At 64.7% G+C, this 21,730-nt stretch carries 18 protein-coding genes and 1 pseudogene; 11 read left to right on the forward strand and 8 right to left on the reverse strand.

Annotated elements, in window-relative coordinates:
- Window positions 1-4 precede the first annotated feature (4 nt).
- The 6 genes and pseudogenes from iolD to ACVWY0_RS06895 all read left to right on the forward strand — a co-directional run bounded on the left by iolD (window position 5) and on the right by ACVWY0_RS06895 (window position 8,075).
- The gene (gene iolD, locus ACVWY0_RS06870; protein WP_485836023.1) at window positions 5-1,933 is read left to right on the forward strand and encodes a 3D-(3,5/4)-trihydroxycyclohexane-1,2-dione acylhydrolase (decyclizing); all 1,929 of its coding nucleotides are present in this window, start codon (window positions 5-7) and stop codon (window positions 1,931-1,933) included.
- Between the two features lie 47 nt (window positions 1,934-1,980).
- Window positions 1,981-3,489 (forward strand): annotated as a pseudogene (locus ACVWY0_RS06875) (CoA-acylating methylmalonate-semialdehyde dehydrogenase); the annotation flags it as partial.
- A 185-nt stretch (window positions 3,490-3,674) separates the two neighbouring features.
- Window positions 3,675-4,592: a sugar phosphate isomerase/epimerase family protein gene (locus ACVWY0_RS06880; protein WP_485836024.1), complete on the forward strand. Its 918-nt coding sequence runs from the start codon at window positions 3,675-3,677 to the stop codon at window positions 4,590-4,592.
- 45 nt (window positions 4,593-4,637) lie between these two features.
- Window positions 4,638-5,651: a Gfo/Idh/MocA family protein gene (locus ACVWY0_RS06885; RefSeq protein ID WP_485836025.1), complete on the forward strand. Its 1,014-nt coding sequence runs from the start codon at window positions 4,638-4,640 to the stop codon at window positions 5,649-5,651.
- Between the two features lie 76 nt (window positions 5,652-5,727).
- Window positions 5,728-6,600, forward strand: a complete 873-nt coding sequence (locus tag ACVWY0_RS06890) for a sugar phosphate isomerase/epimerase family protein (RefSeq protein WP_485836026.1) — start codon at window positions 5,728-5,730, stop codon at window positions 6,598-6,600.
- Complete coding sequence (locus ACVWY0_RS06895; protein ID WP_485836027.1) at window positions 6,600-8,075, forward strand: sugar porter family MFS transporter; 1,476 nt, start codon at window positions 6,600-6,602, stop codon at window positions 8,073-8,075. Before ACVWY0_RS06890 ends, ACVWY0_RS06895 begins: the two co-directional genes overlap by 1 nt.
- A 176-nt stretch (window positions 8,076-8,251) precedes the next feature.
- On the opposite strand, the gene ACVWY0_RS06900 is transcribed toward ACVWY0_RS06895, so the two are convergent.
- From ACVWY0_RS06900 to ACVWY0_RS06920, 5 genes are all read right to left on the reverse strand, one after another.
- The gene (locus tag ACVWY0_RS06900) at window positions 8,252-8,578 is read right to left on the reverse strand and encodes a Gfo/Idh/MocA family oxidoreductase (protein ID WP_485836028.1); all 327 of its coding nucleotides are present in this window, start codon (window positions 8,576-8,578) and stop codon (window positions 8,252-8,254) included.
- A gap of 57 nt (window positions 8,579-8,635) precedes the next feature.
- On the reverse strand, window positions 8,636-9,673 hold the full coding sequence (glpX, locus tag ACVWY0_RS06905) for a class II fructose-bisphosphatase (RefSeq protein WP_485836029.1): 1,038 nt from the start codon (window positions 9,671-9,673) through the stop codon (window positions 8,636-8,638).
- 216 nt (window positions 9,674-9,889) lie between these two features.
- Complete coding sequence (gene glpK, locus ACVWY0_RS06910) at window positions 9,890-11,407, reverse strand: glycerol kinase GlpK (RefSeq protein WP_485836082.1); 1,518 nt, start codon at window positions 11,405-11,407, stop codon at window positions 9,890-9,892.
- Window positions 11,408-11,454: 47 nt separating this feature from the next.
- On the reverse strand, window positions 11,455-12,204 hold the full coding sequence (locus tag ACVWY0_RS06915) for an MIP/aquaporin family protein (protein WP_485836030.1): 750 nt from the start codon (window positions 12,202-12,204) through the stop codon (window positions 11,455-11,457).
- A 176-nt stretch (window positions 12,205-12,380) separates the two neighbouring features.
- Complete coding sequence (locus ACVWY0_RS06920; protein WP_485836031.1) at window positions 12,381-14,138, reverse strand: glycerol-3-phosphate dehydrogenase/oxidase; 1,758 nt, start codon at window positions 14,136-14,138, stop codon at window positions 12,381-12,383.
- A 298-nt stretch (window positions 14,139-14,436) separates the two neighbouring features.
- On the opposite strand from ACVWY0_RS06920, the gene ACVWY0_RS06925 reads away from it, so the two are divergent.
- Window positions 14,437-14,820 (forward strand): hypothetical protein, encoded by a 384-nt coding sequence (locus ACVWY0_RS06925; protein ID WP_485836086.1) that lies wholly within the window; start codon window positions 14,437-14,439, stop codon window positions 14,818-14,820.
- Here ACVWY0_RS06925 and ACVWY0_RS06930 read toward each other — a convergent pair.
- The 3 genes from ACVWY0_RS06930 to ACVWY0_RS06940 all read right to left on the reverse strand — a co-directional run bounded on the left by ACVWY0_RS06930 (window position 14,774) and on the right by ACVWY0_RS06940 (window position 17,287).
- A complete protein-coding gene (locus tag ACVWY0_RS06930) occupies window positions 14,774-14,971 on the reverse strand; it encodes a Gfo/Idh/MocA family oxidoreductase (RefSeq protein WP_485836032.1) in 198 nt (65 codons plus the stop codon). The genes ACVWY0_RS06925 and ACVWY0_RS06930 overlap by 47 nt on opposite strands.
- Window positions 14,972-15,083: 112 nt before the next feature.
- Window positions 15,084-16,103 (reverse strand): sugar phosphate isomerase/epimerase family protein, encoded by a 1,020-nt coding sequence (locus tag ACVWY0_RS06935; RefSeq protein ID WP_485836033.1) that lies wholly within the window; start codon window positions 16,101-16,103, stop codon window positions 15,084-15,086.
- Complete coding sequence (locus ACVWY0_RS06940; protein WP_485836034.1) at window positions 16,100-17,287, reverse strand: Gfo/Idh/MocA family protein; 1,188 nt, start codon at window positions 17,285-17,287, stop codon at window positions 16,100-16,102. Before ACVWY0_RS06940 ends, ACVWY0_RS06935 begins: the two co-directional genes overlap by 4 nt.
- Before the next feature lie 153 nt (window positions 17,288-17,440).
- Here ACVWY0_RS06940 and ACVWY0_RS06945 point away from each other — a divergent pair, with 153 nt between their 5' ends.
- From ACVWY0_RS06945 to ACVWY0_RS06960, 4 genes are all read left to right on the forward strand, one after another.
- Window positions 17,441-18,463 carry a LacI family DNA-binding transcriptional regulator gene (locus ACVWY0_RS06945; RefSeq protein WP_485836035.1) on the forward strand — a complete coding sequence of 341 codons (1,023 nt, stop codon included), beginning with the start codon at window positions 17,441-17,443 and terminating at the stop codon, window positions 18,461-18,463.
- Window positions 18,464-18,590: 127 nt separating this feature from the next.
- Window positions 18,591-19,586 carry a substrate-binding domain-containing protein gene (locus ACVWY0_RS06950; RefSeq protein WP_485836036.1) on the forward strand — a complete coding sequence of 332 codons (996 nt, stop codon included), beginning with the start codon at window positions 18,591-18,593 and terminating at the stop codon, window positions 19,584-19,586.
- Between the two features lie 52 nt (window positions 19,587-19,638).
- Window positions 19,639-20,688, forward strand: a complete 1,050-nt coding sequence (locus tag ACVWY0_RS06955) for an ABC transporter permease (protein WP_485836037.1) — start codon at window positions 19,639-19,641, stop codon at window positions 20,686-20,688.
- Between the two features lie 13 nt (window positions 20,689-20,701).
- A complete protein-coding gene (locus ACVWY0_RS06960; RefSeq protein WP_485836038.1) occupies window positions 20,702-21,628 on the forward strand; it encodes an ATP-binding cassette domain-containing protein in 927 nt (308 codons plus the stop codon).
- The last annotated feature ends 102 nt before the right edge of the window (window positions 21,629-21,730 follow it).

Consider the following 21,730-nt stretch of genomic DNA (forward strand, 5'->3'; position numbering starts at 1 on the left):
CAGAATGACAGTCGCCCAGGCCGTCGTCGAGTACCTTTCCAAGCAGTACACGGTGGACCGCATCGGCACCGCGGACTACCGGGAACGGCTGATTCCGGGCATGTTCGGCATCTTCGGCCACGGCAACGTTGCCGGCGTCGGCCAGGCGTTGAAGCAGTACCAGCAGCTTGACCCGTCCATCATGCCGTACTACCAGGGCCGCAACGAGCAGGCCCAGGCGCACCAGGCTGTCGGCTACGCACGCCACACCCGGCGCCGCCAGACCTTCGCGATCAGCACCTCGATCGGTCCGGGTTCCTCGAACCTGCTGACCGGTGCGGCACTGGCCACCACCAACCGCCTTCCGGTGCTGCTGCTGCCCAGTGACACCTTTGCCACTCGCGCCGCGGACCCGGTCCTGCAGCAGCTCGAGCAGCCCTACGCCTACGACATCACCGTCAACGACGCGTTCCGGCCGCTGTCCAAGTTCTTTGACCGGGTATCCCGCCCGGAGCAGCTGTTCTCGGCGTTCCACCACGGCCTGCGTGTCCTGACGGATCCGGCCGAAACCGGTGCCGTGACCATCTCGCTGCCGCAGGACGTCCAGGCCGAAGCCTTCGACGTGCCTGAGGAGTTCCTCGCCGAACGCGAGTGGCGCATCCGCCGTCCCGAGGCCGACGACGAGGACATCCGCCGCGCCGCCGAGGCCATCCGTGCCGCGAAGCGCCCGCTGATCATCGCCGGTGGCGGTGTCCTGTACGCCTACGCCAACGAGGAACTCGCAGCATTTGCTGAGTTGACGGGCATCCCGGTGGGCAACACCCAGGCCGGAGTCGGCGTCCTGCCGTGGGACCACAAGTTCTCGCTCGGTGCGATCGGCTCCACAGGGACGACGGCGGCGAACGCCATCGCTGCCGAGGCGGACCTGATCATCGGCATCGGTACCCGCTATGAGGACTTCACCACCGCCTCGCGGACCGCGTTCCAGAACCCCGACGTAAAGTTCATCAACATCAACGTCGCCGCCATCGACGCGTACAAGCACGGCACTTCGCTGCCGATCGTCGCGGACGCCCGGAAGGCACTGGTCAAGCTGAACCAGGCCCTGGGCGGCTACCGCGTCGGCGCGGACCTCGAAGAGGCGATCGCCGCGGAGAAGAAGCGCTGGGACGCCACGGTGGACGAAGCCTTCGACACGCGCTTCACCCCGCTGCCGGCCCAGAACGAGATCATCGGCGCCACGTCCCGGGCCATGGACGCGGCGGACGTCGTCATCTGCGCGGCGGGGTCCCTGCCCGGTGACCTGCACAAGATGTGGCGCGTCCGGGACCCGTTCGGCTACCACGTGGAATACGCGTACTCCTGCATGGGCTACGAAATCCCGGGCGGACTCGGTGTTAAGCGCGCAGCGTTGGCCGAAGCCGCCGCCGGCGGCACGGACCGGGACGTTGTGGTCATGGTGGGGGACGGCTCCTACCTGATGATGCACACCGAACTGGTCACCGCCGTCGCCGAACGCATCAAGCTGATCGTGGTCCTGATCCAGAACCACGGCTACGCCTCCATCGGATCTCTGTCCGAGTCCCTCGGCTCGCAGCGGTTCGGCACCCAGTACCGGGCGCTGAACGAGGAGCAGCACAGCTTCGACGCAGGCGAAACCCTGCCGGTGGACCTGGCTCTGAACGCCGAAAGCCTCGGCGTGAAGGTGATCCGGATCGAACCGGGGGAGAAGGTCATCGCCGAACTTGAACAGGCCATCCGTGACGCCAAAGCAGCCCCCGAGCGCGGCGGGCCGATCCTGATCCACGTCGAATCCGATCCGCTGCTGGACGCGCCCAGCTCCGAGTCCTGGTGGGACGTTCCCGTCTCCCAGGTCTCCGAGCTCGACTCCACCCAGCAGGCCTTCAAGACCTACACCGACCACAAGAGCCGCCAGCGCAAGCTGTTGGGCTGACACCCTCCTCGACACCCGCAAGCTTTACAACTCAAGGAAGAGTCGCCATGACTGTCACAACTGAGATAACCACCATCAACCACTTCATCAACGGCGCGGAAACCGCAGGCGTCGGCACCCGCACCCAGCCGGTCTACAACCCGGCCACGGGCGCCGTCTCCGGCGAGCTGCGGTTGGCCAACCGGGCGGACCTCGATGCCACTGTTGCCGCTGCCCGTGCCGCCGCCGACAGCTGGGGTGACATCTCCCTGGCCAAGCGCACCGCCGTCCTGTTCAAGTTCCGCGAGCTCGTCGCGTCCCATGTTGGCGATCTCGCCGAACTGATCACCGCCGAGCACGGCAAGGTCCTCTCCGACGCCAAGGGTGAGATCGGCCGCGGCCTGGAGGTCATCGAGTTCGCCTGCGGCATCCCGCAGCTGCTCAAGGGCGACTACTCGGACCAGGTCTCCACCGGCATCGACGTCTTCTCCTTCCGCGAGCCCCTGGGCGTCGTCGCTGGCATCACCCCGTTCAACTTCCCGGTCATGGTGCCGCTGTGGATGGCGCCGATGGCCATCGCCACCGGCAATGCCTTCATCCTCAAGCCCTCCGAGCGTGACCCCTCCGCGTCGATGCTGCTGGCCAAGCTGTGGAAGCAGGCAGGCCTGCCCGACGGCGTTTTCCAGGTCCTGCATGGCGACAAGGAAACCGTCGAGGGGCTCCTGACCCACCCGGACGTGGACGGCATCTCCTTCGTTGGCTCCACGCCGATCGCCCAGTACGTCCACGAAACCGCCACCAAGCACGGCAAGCGCGTCCAGGCCCTGGGCGGGGCGAAGAACCACGCGATCATCATGCCCGACGCCGACCTCGATAACGCGGCAGACCACCTTGCCGCCGCCGCCTTCGGTTCCGCCGGCGAACGCTGCATGGCCATCTCCGTGGCCGTCGCCGTCGGTGACGCCGCGGACCTGATCGTGAAGAAAGTCGAAGAGCGCGCGCTCGCCGTCAAGGTCAACAACGGCACAGCGCCCGACGCCGAAATGGGCCCAGTGATCACGCCCGCCTCCAAGGAACGCATCGTGAAGATCGTCACCGAGGCGGAAGCCGCCGGCGCCGCGATGGTGGTGGACGGCCGCGACCTGGTGGTCCCCGGCCACGAAGACGGCTTCTGGGTGGGCCCCACCGTCCTGGACCACGTCAAGACCGAAATGACCGCCTACACCGAGGAAATCTTCGGACCGGTCCTCGTGGTGGTCCGCGTCGAGGACCTCGACGCAGGCATCGCCCTTATCAACGCCAACCCCTACGGCAACGGAACCGCGATCTTCACCTCCTCCGGCGCAAACGCCCGCAAGTTCCAGCGCTCCGTCACCGTGGGCATGATCGGCATCAACGTGCCCCTGCCCGTACCGGTGGCCTACCACTCCTTCGGCGGCTGGAAGGCATCATTCTTCGGCGATAAGCACATCTACGGCCCCGAAGGCGTCTCCTTCTATACCCGTGGCAAAGTCATTACGTCGCGCTGGCCTGAAGCCACCCACGCCTCCGGTGCTTCCTATAACTTCCCGTCCCACGCAGACGACAGCCACCAGATTCGTCACGACGGTATTGCCGAGGGACTCCCGGACCAGCTTGCCGGGGGAGAGGACACCGTTCCCGGACGGGCTGATGATGCTTCCGAAGGACGCGGTCGGCGCGACTAAAGCACTTTCGACCCCTACCGGCCTGACCAGCCCCATAACAGAAAGACAACGCTGTCATGACAGACAAAGAGAACAAACTCATCATCGGCACCGCGCCGGACTCCTGGGGCGTCTGGTTCGCCGACGACCCCAAGCAGACCCCGTGGGAACGGTTCCTCGACGAAGTGGCCGAATCCGGCTACAGGTGGATCGAACTGGGCCCCTACGGCTACCTGCCCACCGACCCCACCAGGCTCGCCGAGGAGCTCAAGGCACGTGATCTGCAGGTCACGGCGGGAACCGTCTTCACGGCCTTCCACCGCGGGCTGGACCAATGGGAGACCGCCTGGGAGCCGGCCCGCAAGGTTGCCGAGCTCACGGCAGCCATGGGCGGTGAGCACATTGTGGTGATTCCCGCGATGTGGCGTGACGACGTCACCGGCGAGGCGGTGGAAAGCGGTGAGCTCACGGAGGAGGGCTGGAACGACCTGTTCGCCGGCCACAACCGCCTCGGCAAGACGTTGCTGGAAGACTTCGGCCTGAACCAGCAGTTCCACTCCCACGCAGATTCGCACGTCGGAGCGCAGGAAGACATCGAAACCCTGCTGGCTGCCACGGACCCGAAGTACCTGAACCTGTGCCTGGACACCGGCCACGCCGAATACTGCGGAGCCTCCAGCCTGGAACTGATCAAGAACTACCCGGACCGCATCGGCTACCTTCACCTGAAGCAGATCAACCCGGAGGTCCTGAAGAAGGTCAACGAGGAAAACATGACGTGGGCCGCTGCCAACCTGGCCGGCGTTATGACCGAACCGCCGAACGGGCTGCCGGACCTGCGCGCCGTCATCGAAGCAGTCGAGGCCCTGAACCGGCCGATCTTCGGCATCGTGGAGCAGGACATGTACCCGGTGGCTTTCGACGTCCCCATGCCGATCGCCAAGCGCACCCGGAACTACCTGCTCTCCTGCGGCTCCCGCACCACCGTCAGCTGACGCCAACTCCAGCTTCCGCAATACTCACCCCAAAGGACACCAGACATGACTGAAACCCTCCGCGTCGCCGTCATCGGCGCCGGCCGCATGGGCGCAGACCACATCCAGCGCCTCAACACCCGCATCCACGGAGCCGAAGTCGCCGCTGTCGTCGACGTTGATCTGGCCCGCGCGCAGGCGGCCATCGAAGGCATCCCGGGCGCCGTGGCGCTCGCCGACGCCGAGGAAGCCCTCAACAACGGTGACGTCAACGCCGTCCTGATAGCAACCCCCGGCTTCCTGCACGAGGACATCCTGCTCAAGGCGATCGCCAAGGACATCCCCATCCTCTGCGAAAAACCCCTCACCCCCGACGCGGGATCCTCCTGGAAGGTGGTCCAGGCTGAGGTGGAGCTGGGCCGCAAGCGTATCCAGGTCGGCTTCATGCGCCGTTTCGACACCGAATATGCCGCCCTGGGCCAGATCATCAGCAACCACGAGCTGGGGGAGCTGCTCATGCTGCACCACCAGCACCGCAACCCCTCCACCCCGGCGGGCTTCACTAACGAGATGTTGATCAACGACTCCGTGGTCCACGAGTTCGACGCCATCCGGTTCTTCACCGGTGAGGAAATCACCAGCGTGCAGGTGCGCCTCGGTAAGGCCACCAAGAACGCCCCCGCCGGGCAGCACGATCCCCAGCATGTCCTGATCGAAACCGAGTCCGGCGTCCTGGCCGACGTCGAGATCTTCGTCAACGCAAAGTTTGGGTACGAAGTGGCCACCCAGGCGTCCTTCGAAGACGGCATCGTCAGCATCGGCGGCGACAAGGGTCCCTACACCCGCAGCGCCGGTCGCTGGGGCGGCACGGTGACCCCCGGGTTTGAGGAGCGCTTCGGTAGCGCGTACGACGTCGAGATCCAGTCATGGGTGGATGCGGCCCTTCGCGGTGAAATTGGCGGCCCGACCGCCTGGGACGGCTACGCCACCGCCGCCTGCTGCGAAGCCGGCGTGGAAGCCCAGAAGAACGGCGAGAAGGTCGCCGTCAAGCTGGCCGCCAAGCCCGACCTCTACAAGTAGGGCACGAGAAGGGGACGGAGCCATCCGTCCCCTTCTGCGCCTGCGCCCACAACTGATCCACAATGGAGTGTTCCACGTGAAAATTGCACTTGACCCCACCCCGTTCCACCACAGCCACAGCCTGCTGGAATTTCCGCGCGTGGCCGCCGATCTCGGATACAAGTACCTGCAGCTGACTCCGCATGCGGACATGATCCCGTTCTACAACCACCCCAAAGCCGACGATGAGCTCGTGGCCCAGATGAACAAGGCCTGCAAGGATGCCGGCGTCGAAATCGCGTCGGTGCTTCCCGTGCTGCGCTGGTCGGGTCCGGATGAGGATGCCCGCGAAGCAGCGGTCCGCTACTGGAAGCGCGCCATCCAAATTGCCGTGGACCTTGGCGTCAGCACCATGAATACCGAATTCAGCGGCCGCCCCGAAAAGGCCGAAGAGTCCGAGCGCGCCTTCTACCGCTCCATGGAAGAGCTGCTGCCGATCATCGAGCGGGAGGGCCTCGATGTCCTGATCGACCCGCACCCGGACGACTTCGTCGAAGACGGCCTGGCCGCCATCCGCGTCATCCGCGGCGTCAACTCGCCCAACATCGGCATGGTCTACGTGGCCTCGCACTCGTTCCACATGGGCAACAAGCCCCTGGAGATCATGCGGGCCGCCGGGGACAGGCTGCGCCTGGTCCACGTCTCGGACACCATGGACCACCACGCCTCCCACGGCCTGCGCTACATCACCAATCCGCCCGGAAACGCCGTGCGTGTGCACCAGCACCTGAAGATCGGCGACGGCGACGTGAACTGGGACGAGTTCTTCGCCGGGCTCAAGGAAATCGGCTTCCTGGACAAGGACAACACCGTCATGGTGTCCAGTGTCTTCGCCGAAGACGACAACGCCGAGGACGTGTCCCGCTACCAGCTGGAGACGATGCGCAACTACGTCAACAAGGTCAAGTAGTGGCGGCGAAGACGGACCAAAACCAAGGAACCACGACGAATCCCGGCACAGTCCAGTCCGACGCCCCCGGCAGCACCAAGCCGAACAACCCGTCCAAGCCGGCCAATCCGAAGAAGTTCATGCGGAAGGTGGCGCTCTTCTCCACGTTCGGCGGACTGCTGTTCGGTTACGACACCGGCGTCATTAACGGCGCCCTGCCGTTTATGCAGCGGGACCTGGGACTGACGCCGCTCACTGAAGGGCTGGTCACGTCCACGCTGCTGTTCGGCGCGGCCTTCGGCGCCATCAGCGCAGGCCGGCTCTCGGACCGCTTCGGCAGGCGCAAAACCATCATGGGACTGGCCCTGATCTTCGTCGTGGCCACCATCGCCTGCACCATCTCGCCGAGCACGGAACTGCTCATCGCGGCCCGGACATTCCTGGGCCTGGCAGTGGGCGGCGCCTCCGTGATTGTCCCCGTGTATCTCGCGGAAATGTCGCCGGCGGCCCAACGCGGTCGCATCGTCACGCAAAACGAGCTGATGATTGTCACCGGCCAGTTCCTGGCCTTCACCTTCAATGCGGTGCTCGGCAACGCCTTCCCCGAAGAAACGCACGTGTGGCGCTGGATGCTGGTCATCGCCACGCTCCCGGCCGTCGTCCTGTGGTTCGGGATGCTGGTGCTGCCGGAGAGCCCACGCTGGCTGGCGTCGGCCGGTCGCTTCGGGGCCGTCCTTGAGGTGCTGCGGTCCACCCGCGCAGCCGGCGACGTCTCAGCGGAGTTCGACGAGGTACGGCAGGCAGCCCGGGAGGACTACCAGGCCAGGCTGGGCACGTTCAAGGACCTCACCGTTCCGTGGATCCGCAGGATCTTCGTGGTGGGCCTGGGCATGGCCATCATCAACCAGATCAGCGGCGTCAACGCCATCATGTACTACGGGACGTCCATCCTGTCCTCGTCCGGATTCGGCGACCAAGGCGCCCTGATTGCCAACGTCCTCAATGGCGTCACATCCGTGGCGGCCGTGATCGTCGGCATGTATCTTATGACGCGGGTGCCTCGCAAGCCCATGCTGATCGTGGGACTGTGCGGCACCGCCACGTCCCTGACGGCCATCGCGCTCGTCTCCATGCTCCTACCGGAGAGCACGTTGCGCGGCTACCTTGTGCTGCTGTTCATGGTGACGTTCCTGGCTTCCATGCAGGGCTGCATCGGCACCGTCACGTGGCTGACCATGTCCGAGATCTTCCCCATGCACGTCCGCGGCATCGCGATGGGCATCTGCGTCTTTGTGCTGTGGATGATTAACTTCCTGATCGGGTTCTTCTTCCCGCAGATGGTCTCGTGGATCGGCGTTTCGGCGACGTTCTTCATCTTCGTGGCACTGCAGCTGTGTGCCATTGTCTGGGTCAAACGCGTCGTTCCGGAGACCAAGGATAAATCCCTGGAGGAGCTGGAGCACCTGTTCAAGCAGCGCTCAGGCGTGTCTGTCTAAGGTGACGCCGCACCCCAAGGTGACACAAAAACGCCCGACGCCGGCCGGCGTCGGGCGTTCTGCGTCCAGCGGGTGCGGGGCCATGGACGCTCTCTCCCTTCCTGCAGGAAAATCCGGATCCCTCTCTCACCAGGTGAGAGAGGGATCCGGGAAAACGCGCAGGAAGAGAGAGGGTGCTAAAGCGCGATCACCGCGTGCTCCAGCGCACTGCGGCGGGCCGCATCCAGCACCTCCAGCGTCCGGATTCCTTCCGTCGCCGGTACGGGTTCAGGGCCGTCGCCGCGGACCGCGCGGGCGAACTCTGTATAGAAGCCGGCATAGTTCCCCTGTGCCGAGGCAATGGCCTCGCGGCCGTCCTTTGTGGCCAGGGTGCCCCAGTTTTCGTCCGCGTCGATGCCCCACGTTGCCGGTTCCTCAACCGGACGGCGGCCCGACATCAGGGCGTCGGCCTGAACGTCGGCGCCGGAGGGCGCCGGCTCCGCGAAAGCTCCGCAGTGAGGCATGGAACTCACCAGGCGACGCATTCCGGGTGGAATGCGTCGCCTGGTGAGGTTCAGTGATTAGCTCTGGCGGGCGTAGCCTTCCCACTTGTGGGCCTGGTGTTCGCCGTCCACGAAGCGGATGGTGCCGGATTTGGAACGCATCACGATCGACTGGGTCAGGACCTTGTCCTTGGAGTAGCGAACGCCCTTGAGGAGGTCGCCGTCGGTGATGCCGGTGGCCGCGAAGTAGCAGTTGTCGCCGGTGACGAGGTCGTCGGTGGAAAGGACCCGGTCCAGGTCATGGCCGGCGTCGATGGCCTTCTGCTTCTCGTCATCGCTCGTGGGCCACAGCCGGCCCTGGATCACGCCGCCGAGCGTCTTGATGGCGCAGGCTGTCACGATGCCTTCCGGGGTTCCGCCGATTCCCATCAGGGCGTCGACCCCGGTGCCGGAGCGGGCGGCCGCGATCGCGCCGGCGACGTCGCCGTCCATGATGAACTTGGTTCGGGCACCGGCCTCGCGGATTTCCTCCACCAGCGGGCGGTGGCGGTCGCGGTCCAGGATCATGACGTTGAGCTGGTTGATTTTGACGCCCTTGGCCTTGGCGATGAGGTGCAGGTTCTGCTTGACCGGCAGCCGCAGGTCCACGACGTCCGCGGCTTCCGGGCCGGTGACCAGCTTCTCCATGTAGAAAACGGCTGAGGGATCGAACATGGTGCCGCGCTCGGCCACGGCGAGGACGGCGAGGGCGTTGTTGATGCCGAGGGCAGCCAGGCGGGTTCCGTCGATGGGGTCCACGGCGAGGTCACATTCGGGGCCGGTGCCGTCACCGACGTGCTCACCGTTGTACAGCATGGGGGCTTCGTCCTTTTCGCCTTCACCGATGACGACGACGCCGTTGAAATGGACGGTGGACAGCAGGGAACGCATGGCGTCCACGGCAGCGCCGTCGGCCTTGTTTTTGTCGCCGAATCCGACCCAGTGGCCACCGGCAATGGCGGCCGCCTCTGTCACGCGGACGAGTTCCAGCGCCAGGTTCCGGTCGGGTTCGTCCTCGCCCACGGCCAGCGCCGGGGACAGGGTTGAATAGCGGGTTGATCTGGAAGCATCAGACATGGCGGGCTCATTCTTAACGGTAGTGGGGAATGCGTGGCGGTCAGCGTGCGGCGGATCTGTGTTCCTGCGGGGGGCGGGACCGTTGCCGGAAGCCTGGGCAACACTGGAGCGCCCGGCCATCGGGCCGGTTCCGGGCGTGCAGGTGGCGGCCCGCAGGCGCCACCTGCACGCAATAGGCTCCCGGCCGCCGCCGCTGTCTGGCGGGGGCGATAGGCCCTACATCACATCCTCGTCTACCCAGTCCATGGACTTGGTGACGGCCTTTTTCCAGAGACGGAGCTGGCGGAAACGCTCGGCGTCGTCCATTTTCGGTGTCCAGCGCTTGTCCTCGCCCCAGTTGGCGGTGAGCTCTCCGAGGTCTTTCCAGAAGCCGACCGCCAGGCCAGCCGCATAGGCCGCACCTAGCGCCGTGGTTTCAACGATCCTGGGCCGTACCACGGCCACACCGAGGATGTCCGCCTGGAACTGCATGAGGGCCTCGTTGGCGACCATGCCGCCGTCAACCTTCAGCTCGGTCAGCGACACCCCGCTGTCGGCGTTGACGGCCTCCAGCACCTCGCGGGTCTGGAACGCGGTGGCTTCCAGCGCCGCCCGGGCTATGTGGGCCTTGGTGACAAAACGGGTCAGCCCGACCAGGGCGCCCCGGGCATCCGGACGCCAGTAGGGTGCGAAGAGGCCGGAGAACGCCGGTACGAAGTAGGCGCCGCCGTTGTCCGGCACCGACGCGGCCAGGGCCTCAACCTCCGGGGCGGAACCGATCAGGCCCAGGTTGTCCCGCAGCCACTGGATCAGCGATCCGGTGACGGCGATGGATCCTTCCAGCGCGTAGTGCGGCTTCGCGTCGCCGAGCTTGTAGCCGAGCGTGGTCAACAGGCCGTTGCTGGAGTGCACGATCTCTTCGCCGGTGTTGAAGATCAGGAAGCACCCGGTGCCATAGGTGTTCTTGGCCTCGCCCTTGCCGAACGCGGCCTGGCCGAAGGTCGCTGCCTGCTGGTCCCCGAGGATGCCGGCCACCGGAACTCCGCGCAGCAGCTGGGAGTGGTGGACGGTGCCGTAGACCTCGGAAGAGGACCTGATTTCGGGCATCATGGACCTGGGCACATCAAAGGCCTCAAGGATGCTGTTGTCCCATTGCAGAGTTTCCAGGTCCATGAACAGGGTCCGGGAGGCGTTGGTGACGTCGGTGATGTGAAGGCCGCCGTCGGTGCTGCCGCCGGTCAGGTTCCAGATCACCCAGGAGTCCGTGGTGCCAAAGAGCAGGTCCCCTGCTTCGGCCTTGGCCCGCGCACCCTGGACGTTGTCCAGAATCCATTTGATTTTGGTGCCGGAGAAGTAGGTGGCCAGCGGCAGGCCGACCTGCTTCTTGAAACGGTCCACACCGCCGTACTTTGCCAGCTCGTCCACGATGTCTTGGGTGCGGGTATCCTGCCACACGATGGCGTTGTACACCGGCCGCCCGGTCCTCTTGTCCCAGACGACGGCGGTTTCGCGCTGGTTGGTGATGCCCACGGTGGCGATGTCGTGGCTGGTCAGGTTGGCCTTGGACAGCGCTGAGCCGATGACCTCGCGGATGTTGTCCCAGATTTCGACGGGATCGTGTTCGACCCAGCCGGCCTGGGGAAAGATTTGTTCGTGTTCTTTCTGGCCGCTGGAGACGATATTGCCGCTGTGGTCAAAAATGATGGCCCGGCTGCTGGTCGTGCCCTGATCGATTGCAATGACGTACTGCTTCATCATGACTTCCTTGTCTTAGTGAATGACGGTGTTCGGGTGCGCGGCGGTTACGCCGCGGCGGTGAAGACAATGGGCGCGGCGGCGGCAACGATGCCGGCCAGCCCTCCGCCGGCCAGGGGGCCGACGACGGGAATCCACGAGTAGGACCAGTCGCTCTTGCCCTTGCCCTTGATCGGGAGCAGCGCGTGTGCGATGCGTGGCCCGAGGTCACGGGCCGGGTTGATGGCGTAGCCGGTGGGGCCGCCGAGGGAAACACCGATACCGACCACCAGCAGGGCCACCGCCAGCGGCCCGAGCCCGGAGGGGGTGCCGCCGAAGGTCAGGATGACGAAGACCAGGACGAAGCTGCCGATGATCTCGGTGACGAGGTTCCAGCCGGTGGAGCGGATGGCCGGGCCGGTGGAGAACACCGCCAGTTTGCTGGCTGCCAGCGGCTCCGCGTCGAAGTGCTGCTTGTGCGCCAGCCAGGCCACGCAGGCGCCCAGGAAGGCGCCGGTCAGTTCCCCGCCGAAATAGGTGATGGTCGACAGGAAATCAACCGGGATGCCGGGGACGAATTCCTTCTTGCCGTTGAGGATCAGACCCAGCGTGACGGCCGGGTTGAGGTGGGCACCGGATTTGGCTGCAATGAACACGCCAGCGAAGACGGCGATGCCCCAGCCCCAGGTGACCATCAGAAACCCGCCGTTATTTCCCTTCGTTCCCTTCAGGGCAACGTTGGCGACGACACCGCAGCCGAGCAGCGTCAGCATCGCGGTGCCGAATACTTCGGACAGGAAGATAATGCCAAGAGACATCTTTGACTCCTCATATTGTTCTGTTTTTAGCCGGTCTCGGATGATGACCGGCAGTCAGGGGCGGGCGCGCCAGGACTCGTTCCGCCCCGCCGGCCCGCTGTGTGGGTCCGGATCGTGCGGGTCCGGATCCGCGCCAAGGCTGCGGTCCGGCTTCTTGATGGTGGCCTTGCTGTGCGTCAGGAAATCCGGCTTTGTACCCGGACCCCGTGGAAACGCTGCAGCACCTCTTGTGCGTGCGTGATTTCCTGCTTGACCCGGGCCGTATCCCAGCCGAGCGGTCCCGCCAGGGCCTGGGCCAGCTCGGTGAGGAGTCCGGCAGTGACCAAGCCCCGGAAGGCCAGGGATGTGCGCCGGATCAGGACATCGATCAGGTGTCCGATCTGCTCGTGCCGGACCATGAACTCGATTTCGCGCAGGCTCAGCTCGGGCGTCGAGTTCAGGACACGGTCCTCACCGGCGGAGAGGTACGTGATGACCTCCGTTGCACGGGTGCCGTAACGGGTCAGCAGTCCTTCGACCCGGCCGGCGTCCAGATCATCGGACACGTGCCGGGTGATCCAGGCCTGCACATCGGCCTCGGTGGGCGGGAAATCCGCTCCGCCGCCGATGGGAAGCTTCGCGGTGGAAACCTTGCGTTTGTGATTAAGGATCGCCAGGACATCGTTGGTCATATGCTCGGACAGGGCCCGGAAGGTGGTCCACTTGCCGCCGACAAGACTCAGCACCGGAACGTTCGTGCCGGCAATTTCACGGCCGCCGAGTTCAATGCGGTAATCGCGGGAGACGAACCCTGGGTGCTCGGCTTCATCACGCGGCAACGGGCGGACGCCGGCGAAACTGTACACAATGCTCTCCCGGGTGATCGTGATGTCGGGAAAGACGTGTTTGATCAGATCGAAAAAGTAGGTAATCTCCTCATCCGTGCAGACGGCGTCCTCGGCCATGTCCGCGCGGATGTCCGTGGTGCCGACCAGGACACGGTCCCCCATGGGGTAAATCAGGACGATCCTGCCGTCCGTGTGTTCAAAGAAGATTTCGCTGCCCTGGCAGGCATCGGACAGTGCGGGGTGATCCAGCACGATATGGGAACCCTTGGTCCCTCCCATAAACAGGGAAGGCGAGCCCAGCGCCTCATTGGTCAGGTCGACCCAGGCCCCGGTTGTGTTCACGATCACATCGGCCGTGAAGGAGAACGTCTCCCCCGTGAGTTCGTCACGGAGCTGGACCCCTTCGTCGCCGATGCCGGTGACGCTGACGTAATTGGCGGCGCGGGCTGTGTCATTGCCGCAGCCGGCGGCCTTCTGTCCATCCTGGAGGACATCCAGGGTGAGCCGCTCAGGGTTGTGCACGGACGCGTCAAAGTACGTGGCCGTGAATTTCACGCCAGGATTGAGACGGGGAAGTTCCTCCAGCGCCCGGGCGCGTCCCTTGAACTCGTGCCGGGGCACGGCGCCCCCGTCCCGCGAGAAAGAGTCATACAGGCTCAGCCCGATTTTGATCAGGAAGGCCCCCCGCTCCTTGGGGGCGCCGTGCTGTTTGTGGGTCAGGAACCGCAACGGGGCGGACAGCACGCCGGAGAACGTGCTGAAGATCGGAATGGTGGTTTTCAACGGCTTCACATAGTGCGGCGCGAGCCTGAGGAGCCCGTTGCGTTCGGTGACCGATTCCTTGACGAGGCGGAATTCGCCGTTTTCAAGGTAACGGATCCCGCCGTGAATCATATGAGACGAGGCGCCGCTCGCACCCTGGCAGTAGTCCCCCCGTTCCACCAGGGCCACATCCACGCCCTGCAGCGCCAGGTCCCGGAAAGTACCGACCCCGTTGATGCCCCCGCCGATGATCAGCACCTTCGCCCTGGGGCGTTCACGCAGACTCTCAACCGTCGTGCGGGAAGAGGCCGGACTGTGCTCACCGGTGGATTCATGCTCGCTCAAAGTTGCTCCCTCGCAGCTTTTTCTTCGCGCCCTGGGGCGCCTTCCCTTTCATTTTTCGAACAAGACGGAAATATGTTCAAGCGTTCTGCACAAACGTGCAAAACCGGGGATGCCAGCGGTTCCCCCTCCGCGGAGCCGCGGTGTGGTGTCGCGGCACGGCCGCTGGCCCCCGGAAACCGGGGGATTTTTTGGCGCGGCACGGATGTATTGTCTGCTGGATCTGAAGCCATCGCCCAGGCACCTGCCGGCCTCCCCTCTTGGCGGGCTGGACTGATCCGGCCCGAGTTTCCGGACGGACGTGCACGTTGTCCTGGCGCCGGACACCCCGCAACAGCGCATTTCCGTCGTCGCCCGGCACCTGCTGGACCTGGCGACGCGCAACCCGCTGTCACCACCGGGCCGCCCCAAAGACGACGCCGGTTCCTGCGGTGCGAATTTTCGCAGGACCCGTCAGCGCCAGAGCCCGGTCACGCGTTGCGACCAACTGATGCCGGAGGATGTCGGGAAATCGTTCGTTCGCAAGACACTCCAGGTCATGTTCGATGTCATTCTCAGCGCCCCTGGACCGCTGAAAATGACAGCGCTACTTTTCCGCGGAATGGTCCTCGACCCCCTGTGCGGCGGCGTGGTGATGGTCACCGCGTCCACGCCGGCGTCGAGCAAACCGGCAAGGCTCCCATAAACGGGCAGCCAGGGAAGTCCGATTCTGCCTGCGCCCTTTTCGCTTCCGAACGGGCCACAATGCCGACCAATTCGACTCCCTTGGCCGCTTCAATGAACGGGGCATGGAAGTACCTGCCGCCTGCTCCGTATCCGACAATGCCAATACGCATGTTTTGTTTTTCTCTGTTGGGGATGGCCGGCCTCCGGAGACAGCAAGGGGGCGACGCGTGCGCGTCGCCCCCGTGCTGTCTGTCACAGGCCTTTGGCTGACTGGTTGGCTGACTACGCCGTAACGTTCAGCGATGCCCTGAGCGCAGCATCAGCATCCCGCAGCACCTTGGCCGCCACCTGCAGGCCCTCGATCCGGCCCAGTGAAACGTCCTCGTGCTCGATGTTGACCAGCATCTCCGGGTCAACTTCGTGCAGGGCACGGAGGAACTCCGTCCAATAAGCGGTGTCATGCCCGCGGCCCAGCGCCACAAAGTCCCAAGCGGAATTCTTGGGCCACTCGTTGGCCCACTCGTCGCCGCCGAGGTTGGTGCGGTCTTCCTCTGGCGCAAGGCGGCGGAAGCTGTTGTCCAGCACGCCGTAGAGCGCAGCGTTTTCGGTGTTCACGCGGACGTCTTTCGCCGCTGCCTGGAAGACGAGCGGTCCTAGTTCGCGCACCACGGCGACCGGATCCATCTGCTGCCAGAACAGGTGGGAGGCATCCAGCTCGACGCCGACATGCGTTGCGTTGGTCAGCTCGAGCAGCTTGCGGACATCGGCGGTGTTGAAAACGAGGTTCTGCGGGTGCAGTTCGAGAGCCACTTTGACGTCGTGGTCGGCCGCCAGACGGTCGGTTTCCTTCCAGAACTCCGCCGCCACGCCCCACTGGTAGTCCAACACGTCCAGTGCGGCTGAGTTCCAGGCGTTGACCACCCAGTTGACGGTGGTGGCGCGGGGCTCTCCGCCGGGCAGGCCGGACATGGTGACCACCCGGTTCTGGCCCAGGCGGTGCGCCAACTTGATGGAGCGGCGGATGTCTTCGGCGTGCTTGTCGCCAATCTCACGGTTGGGGTGCAGCGGGTTGCCGTTGCAGTTCAGCCCGGCAATTGACACGCCGGTGCCTTCGAAGACCGCCAGGTAGTCATCGCGGGCCGCGTCGCTTTCAAGGATCTGGTCCATGGTGGGGACGTGCACGGCGGGGAGGAAGCCGCCGGTGTTGATCTCGATGCCTGTAAGGCCAAGATCGGCAATGACCTTCAGTGCTTCGGGAAGTGGCCGGTCATGCAGGACCGCGTTGTAGACACCGAGCCTCATAGCGTGATCTTCTTTCCGTTGTTCAGGGCGGACTCGGCGACTGCCCCGAGCAGTTCCATGTTGCGCACACCTTCGTCGAACGTGGCGCAGCGGGGGAGGGACTCTTCCTCGCTGAGGCCGGCGACCTCTTCGAGGAACGCCCGGGCCTGGTAGCCGAACGCGTCGTTCTGGCCGAAGCCGACTTCGGGGGCGTCCATGGCGAGGCCACCCGCGATGTAGGGGTGTCCCGGGCCGAGGATGACCTGGCGGTAGCCGTTCTCGTTGCCGGAGCCATCGTTGAGGAACAGCTGGATTTCGGCGGGGCGGCGCTGGTCAAACTTGGCGGCACCGTTCTCGCAGAACACCTCGAAGTTGAGGCTGTTGGCGTGTCCGGCTGCAACCCGGGAGACTTCAAAGCTGCCTGCGCCGGTGCCGAACTCTGCGTTGAATGCTGCATAGTCGTCGTTCTCGACGGCTTCGAAGGTGTCGCTGACTGCAACGTGGTCGTGGCCCATCACGGCCGCGAGCGGCAGGGGACGCTTGTCGATCACGGTGCTGAGGCTGCCGCCGGTGATCGACTTGATGTCGCCACAGAGGAACTCGGAGACGTACGTCAGGTGGCTTCCGACGTCGGCGAGCGCACCGGACCCGGGGCCTCCCTTGTAGCGCCAGCTCATGGGAGCGGAGGGGCTGAAGCCGTAGTCGGTCCAGTAGCGGCCGCTGAAGTGCAGGACGTCGCCGAGGACGCCGTTGCGGATGAGGTCCCGGATGTAGGCGATGCCAGGGGTTCGGCGGAAGGTGAAGCCAGTGCGGGCGATCGTGCCGCCGGCCTCAGCCGCGCGGGCTGCCTCGGCCATGGCGCGTGCGTCTGCCAGGGAGTCGCTCAGCGGCTTTTCGCACAAAACGTGTTTGCCGGCAGCGAGCAGGCCCTCCACCACTTCGCGGTGGAGCGAGTTGGCGATGACCACGCTGACGACGTCGATGTCATCGGCTTCGGCGATTGCCTGCCATGACGTGTCGTTGCGCTCGTATCCGAAACGGCGGGCGGCCAATGAGCCGAATTCGGCGTTGACGTCGCCGATCGAGACCAGGCGCACCGGGGGAAGCACCGGGCTGTAGAGGGCTGACGCGGTGCGGTACGCGGCAGCGTGGGCCTTGCCGGCCATGCCTGCACCGATGACGGCGACGCCTAGGCTTTCAGCCATTGATTTCTCCTTTGAAATTCCGCCGTGTCCAGGGGTCAACGGCAATTTGTAGCGCTACAATTTGTAGGCTGGATGCTGAGCGTAGTTATGTATTTATGTCCTGTCAATGACTCATCGGACTGTCTTCGACGGCAGGGCCGGAAAGGCGCCACCATGACCATGAACGGGCCCACAACACGACGCCCCACTATTTACGATGTAGCGAAGCGGGCGGGGGTATCGCCGTCGTTGGTTTCGCTGGTGCTGCAGAATCCAGCGAAGGTGAGTGACAGGCGGCGCGCTGCTGTGCGTACAGCTATGGCGGAGCTGGGATACCGCCCCAGCCGGGCGGCCACCACCCTCGCCAGTAGTCGGACCAAGAGCATCGGGCTCGTGATTGACGACTACCGCAACCCGTGGTTCGTCGATCTGCTGCGCGGGATGGAGTCTGCCCTCACGGAGCACGGCTACCACGTCATGCTCGCCGATGCGCGCCCTGGGGAGGGCGGCATTGAGGAAGTGGCTGGCGGATTCCTGGCCATGCACGTTGACGGGCTCGTGATCGCGGCGGAACCAAGCGAGTCCATGGTGGCCGGGATGGCGGTGCCCACTGTGGTGGCCGGATGGCGTGACAGCGTACCGGCGGGGGCCGATCTCATTAGCAATGACGACGACGGCGGAGGCGGCGTGGCAGCCAGTCACCTTCTTGGACTCGGCCACACGAGGATTGGGCACCTGTCGGGATCGGGCGGGGCGGCTGCCCACCGGCGGGCGGGCTTCCAAAACCGAATCCAAGAGGAGGGCATTGAGTCTCGAATTGTGGGGGAATCCGGTGGCACGTCCGAGGAAGACGGTTATGCCTCTGCATCCTGGCTGCTTGATCGCTATCCTGAGACAACGGCCATCTTCGCGGCCAACGACACCATGGCGTTGGGCGCGTTGGCTGCCATCAAGGCACGCGGGCTCTCGGTTCCCGGGGACATCTCGCTGGTCGGCTACGACAACTCAAGCCTGGCCAAGTCCCGCTACCTTGCCTTGACGTCAGTGGACAACCGGAGCGATCTGGTGGGAACAGGCGTCGCCCGCACTTTGCTGGCGCGCATCCAGGACCCCGCCATTGAGCCCGAGCACGCGCTGATCGATCCTGTCCTGGTTGTACGCTCGACGACGGCGCTCGCTGCACGCAGGCCGCTCTGAACGTAAAAACATCCTAATGTCAGGACAAACTATTGACATCTGTGAGTCGAGTCACCATGATCTGTGTAGAGGGCTTTGAGTTTCTGCAGAGTGGCAGGGCCGCAACCCCCATCAAAGGAGATAAATCGTGAAGAACTTTTCTTGGCGGAAGGCGACGCTTGTAGCGGCCGTCGTTCCGATGCTCGCTCTTTCCGCTTGCTCGAGCACGGGCGGCAAGCCCGCCGAAACCGGTGGCGCCGCGGGCGGAGGACAGGTTGCCACTACAGACCGGATCAAGATCGCGTTGATCACCCACGCCGCAGCGGGTGACACCTTCTGGGACATCGTTCGCAAAGGTGCAGAGGAGGCATCGGCGAAGGACAACGTTGAGCTCCTCTACACGTCCGATCCCGAAGCCGGGCGCCAGGCCCAACTCATCCAGCAGGCTATCGACCAGAAGGTCGACGGCATCGCGGTCACGCTCGCCAAGCCCGAAGCACTCAAAGACGTCCTGAAGAAGGCCGCTGACGCCGGCATCCCGATTGTCAGCTTGAACGCCGGCGAGGGTGTCTCGGCGCAGTTGGCAGCGTTCACCCACTTCGGTTCCAACGAGCAGCTCGCCGGCCAGGCCGTCGGCACCCGGCTCGCGGCGGAGAACTTCAAGCACCCGATCTGCGTGATTCAGGAACAGGGCCACGTGGGCCTTGAAGCACGGTGCGCCGGCGTCAAGGCGAAGGTGCCTGGAACGGAGATCCTTTACGTTGACGGCAAGGACATGACCTCCGTCCAGTCCACCGCGACTGCCAAGCTCCAGGCTTCCAAGGACGCCGACGTCATCATCGGCCTCGGCGCTCCCATCACACTGACTCTCCTCAAGTCGGTCACTGACGCCGGCAGCTCTGCCAAGGTGGCAAGTTTCGACCTGAACGCGGATCTGGCCCAGAAGATTGTGGATGGTGCAGTTCTGTTCACCGTGGACCAGCAGCCGTGGCTGCAGGGCTACGGCGCGGTTGACGCGCTGTGGCAGAACAAGCGCGGCGGCTTCAGCATCGGCGGCGGCCAGCCGGTCCTCACCGGCCCGAGCCTCGTCGACAAGTCAAATGCGGCCGATGTCCTGAAGTTCGCCAAGCAGGGTATCCGCTAACAGTCCGCTGGCCGGGCCGGCTAACGCCGGCCCGGCAGCAAGGAGAATCATCATGACCATCACCCAGACAAAGACAAAGTCACCGGCGCCCGACGAGCGCGTCGCCAAGCGCAGCCCGTTCCAGAAACTCCTCGGCCGGCCCGAGGTCGGTGCCCTCGTGGGCGCACTCGTCCTTTTCATCTTCTTCGCAGTGGTTTCCCCGACCTTCACCCAACCCAATGCCTTGGCGACCATTCTCTACGGCAGCTCCACGATCGGGATCATGGCGGTGGGGGTTTCGCTGCTGATGATCGGCGGGGAGTTCGACCTGTCCACCGGTGTCGCCGTGATCTCCTCGGCGCTCACGGCGTCGATGTTCAGCTGGTACTTCAGCACGAACGTCTGGGTCGGCGTCGTCCTGGCCCTGCTGGTCTCCCTAGGTATCGGCTACATCAACGGCTGGATTCTGATGAAGACCAAGCTGCCCAGCTTCATCGTCACCCTGGCCACGTTCCTGATGCTCACCGGCCTGAACCTGGGCCTGACCCGGCTGATCGGCGGTTCCGTATCCTCCCCGTCGATCTCCACCATGGACGGTTTCGGCTCCGCCCGCGCCGTGTTCGCATCCTCCGTCACCATCGGCGGCATCGATGTCAAGATCACGGTGTTCATCTGGATCGCGCTCGTCGCCGTGGCCACCTGGGTGCTGATGCGCACGAAGGTGGGGAACTGGATCTTCGCGGTCGGCGGGGACGCCAACGCGGCCCGCGCCGTGGGTGTGCCGGTCAAGGCCACGAAGATCGGGTTGTTCATGGGCGTGGGTTTCTGCGGCTGGATCCTGGGCATGCACAACCTCTTCGCCTTCGACACGGTGCAGTCCGGTGAAGGTGTGGGCAACGAGTTCCTCTACATCATCGCCGCGGTCATCGGCGGGTGCCTCCTCACGGGCGGCTACGGCTCCGCTGTGGGCGGGGCGATCGGCGCGTTCATCTTCGGCATGGCCAACAAGGGCATCGTCTACGCGCAGTGGAACCCGGACTGGTTCAAGTTCTTCCTCGGCCTGATGCTGCTGCTGGCCACCATCGTCAATCTCATCGTCAAGCGCCGCGCGGAACTTAAGTAAGGGGCCCGGAGAAATGAATGCCAAACAGATCGACCAGCAAACGCTGCTCCAGAACGAAAAAGATCCCCTCACGCACACTCCCGTGCACCTGCTCTCCCTCGAGGGTGTCGGCAAGCACTACGGCAACATAATCGCCCTGAGCGATGTCACGATGGCCGTCGACAACGGCCGCGTCACCTGCGTGCTGGGCGACAACGGCGCGGGGAAGTCCACTCTGATCAAGATCATCGCCGGCCTGCACCAGCACGACGCCGGGGTCCTGAACATCATGGGCGAGGAACGGAAGTTCACCTCGCCCCGTGACGCCCTCGACGTCGGAATCGCCACGGTCTACCAGGACCTCGCGGTGGTGCCCCTGATGCCGATCTGGCGGAACTTCTTCCTCGGCTCGGAGCTGACTTCGGGCTTTGGCCCGTTCAAGAGCCTGGACGTCGAGAAGATGAAGGCCATCACGCTCAAGGAACTCGCCGAGATGGGAATCGACCTCCGCGACGTGGAGCAGCCCATCGGCCAGCTCTCCGGCGGTGAGCGCCAGTGTGTGGCGATCGCCCGCGCCGTGTACTTCGGTGCCAAGGTCCTGATTCTGGACGAGCCGACGGCGGCACTCGGGGTGAAGCAGTCCGGTGTGGTTTTGCGGTACATCCTGCAGGCCCGCGACCGCGGCCTGGGCGTCATCTTCATCACCCACAACCCGCACCACGCCTTCCCTGTCGGGGACCGGTTCCTGCTGCTCAAGCGCGGTAAGTCGATCGGCTACTACGACAAGAAGGACATCACCCTCGATGAGCTGACCGCCCAGATGGCAGGCGGCGCCGAACTCGCCGAACTCGCGCACGAGCTCGAACAACTCGGCGGCCACAGCGAAGCCCTCAAGGAAGTCAAAGCCGAAGTGGCGGACGTTGCCGACGCCGTGCAGGCAGGCGCCCCAAGACACGCCTAGCAGCGCCGGCGGAAGGGGCCCTTCGGCGGACTGCCGGCGGGCCCCTGTCTTGCCATGGGCAGCCATTAAACGACGTACAGAACCGCGACGTACAGAATCGCG

Source organism: Arthrobacter sp. UYNi723, from assembly GCF_054057635.1.

Excerpts from the sequence above, each read along its gene's own strand:
- glpK (WP_485836082.1), bottom strand. The coding sequence starts at position 11,407 with ATGAAGCAGTACGTCATTGCAATCGATCAGGGCACGACCAGCAGCCGG.
- ACVWY0_RS06955 (WP_485836037.1), top strand. The coding sequence starts at position 19,639 with ATGACCATCACCCAGACAAAGACAAAGTCACCGGCGCCCGACGAGCGC.
- iolD (WP_485836023.1), top strand. The coding sequence starts at position 5 with ATGACAGTCGCCCAGGCCGTCGTCGAGTACCTTTCCAAGCAGTACACG.
- ACVWY0_RS06885 (WP_485836025.1), top strand. The coding sequence starts at position 4,638 with ATGACTGAAACCCTCCGCGTCGCCGTCATCGGCGCCGGCCGCATGGGC.
- ACVWY0_RS06880 (WP_485836024.1), top strand. The coding sequence starts at position 3,675 with ATGACAGACAAAGAGAACAAACTCATCATCGGCACCGCGCCGGACTCC.
- ACVWY0_RS06930 (WP_485836032.1), bottom strand. The coding sequence starts at position 14,971 with ATGCGTATTGGCATTGTCGGATACGGAGCAGGCGGCAGGTACTTCCAT.
- ACVWY0_RS06945 (WP_485836035.1), top strand. The coding sequence starts at position 17,441 with ATGACCATGAACGGGCCCACAACACGACGCCCCACTATTTACGATGTA.
- ACVWY0_RS06935 (WP_485836033.1), bottom strand. The coding sequence starts at position 16,103 with ATGAGGCTCGGTGTCTACAACGCGGTCCTGCATGACCGGCCACTTCCC.
- ACVWY0_RS06900 (WP_485836028.1), bottom strand. The coding sequence starts at position 8,578 with ATGCCTCACTGCGGAGCTTTCGCGGAGCCGGCGCCCTCCGGCGCCGAC.
- glpX (WP_485836029.1), bottom strand. The coding sequence starts at position 9,673 with ATGTCTGATGCTTCCAGATCAACCCGCTATTCAACCCTGTCCCCGGCG.
- ACVWY0_RS06915 (WP_485836030.1), bottom strand. The coding sequence starts at position 12,204 with ATGTCTCTTGGCATTATCTTCCTGTCCGAAGTATTCGGCACCGCGATG.
- ACVWY0_RS06960 (WP_485836038.1), top strand. The coding sequence starts at position 20,702 with ATGAATGCCAAACAGATCGACCAGCAAACGCTGCTCCAGAACGAAAAA.
- ACVWY0_RS06940 (WP_485836034.1), bottom strand. The coding sequence starts at position 17,287 with ATGGCTGAAAGCCTAGGCGTCGCCGTCATCGGTGCAGGCATGGCCGGC.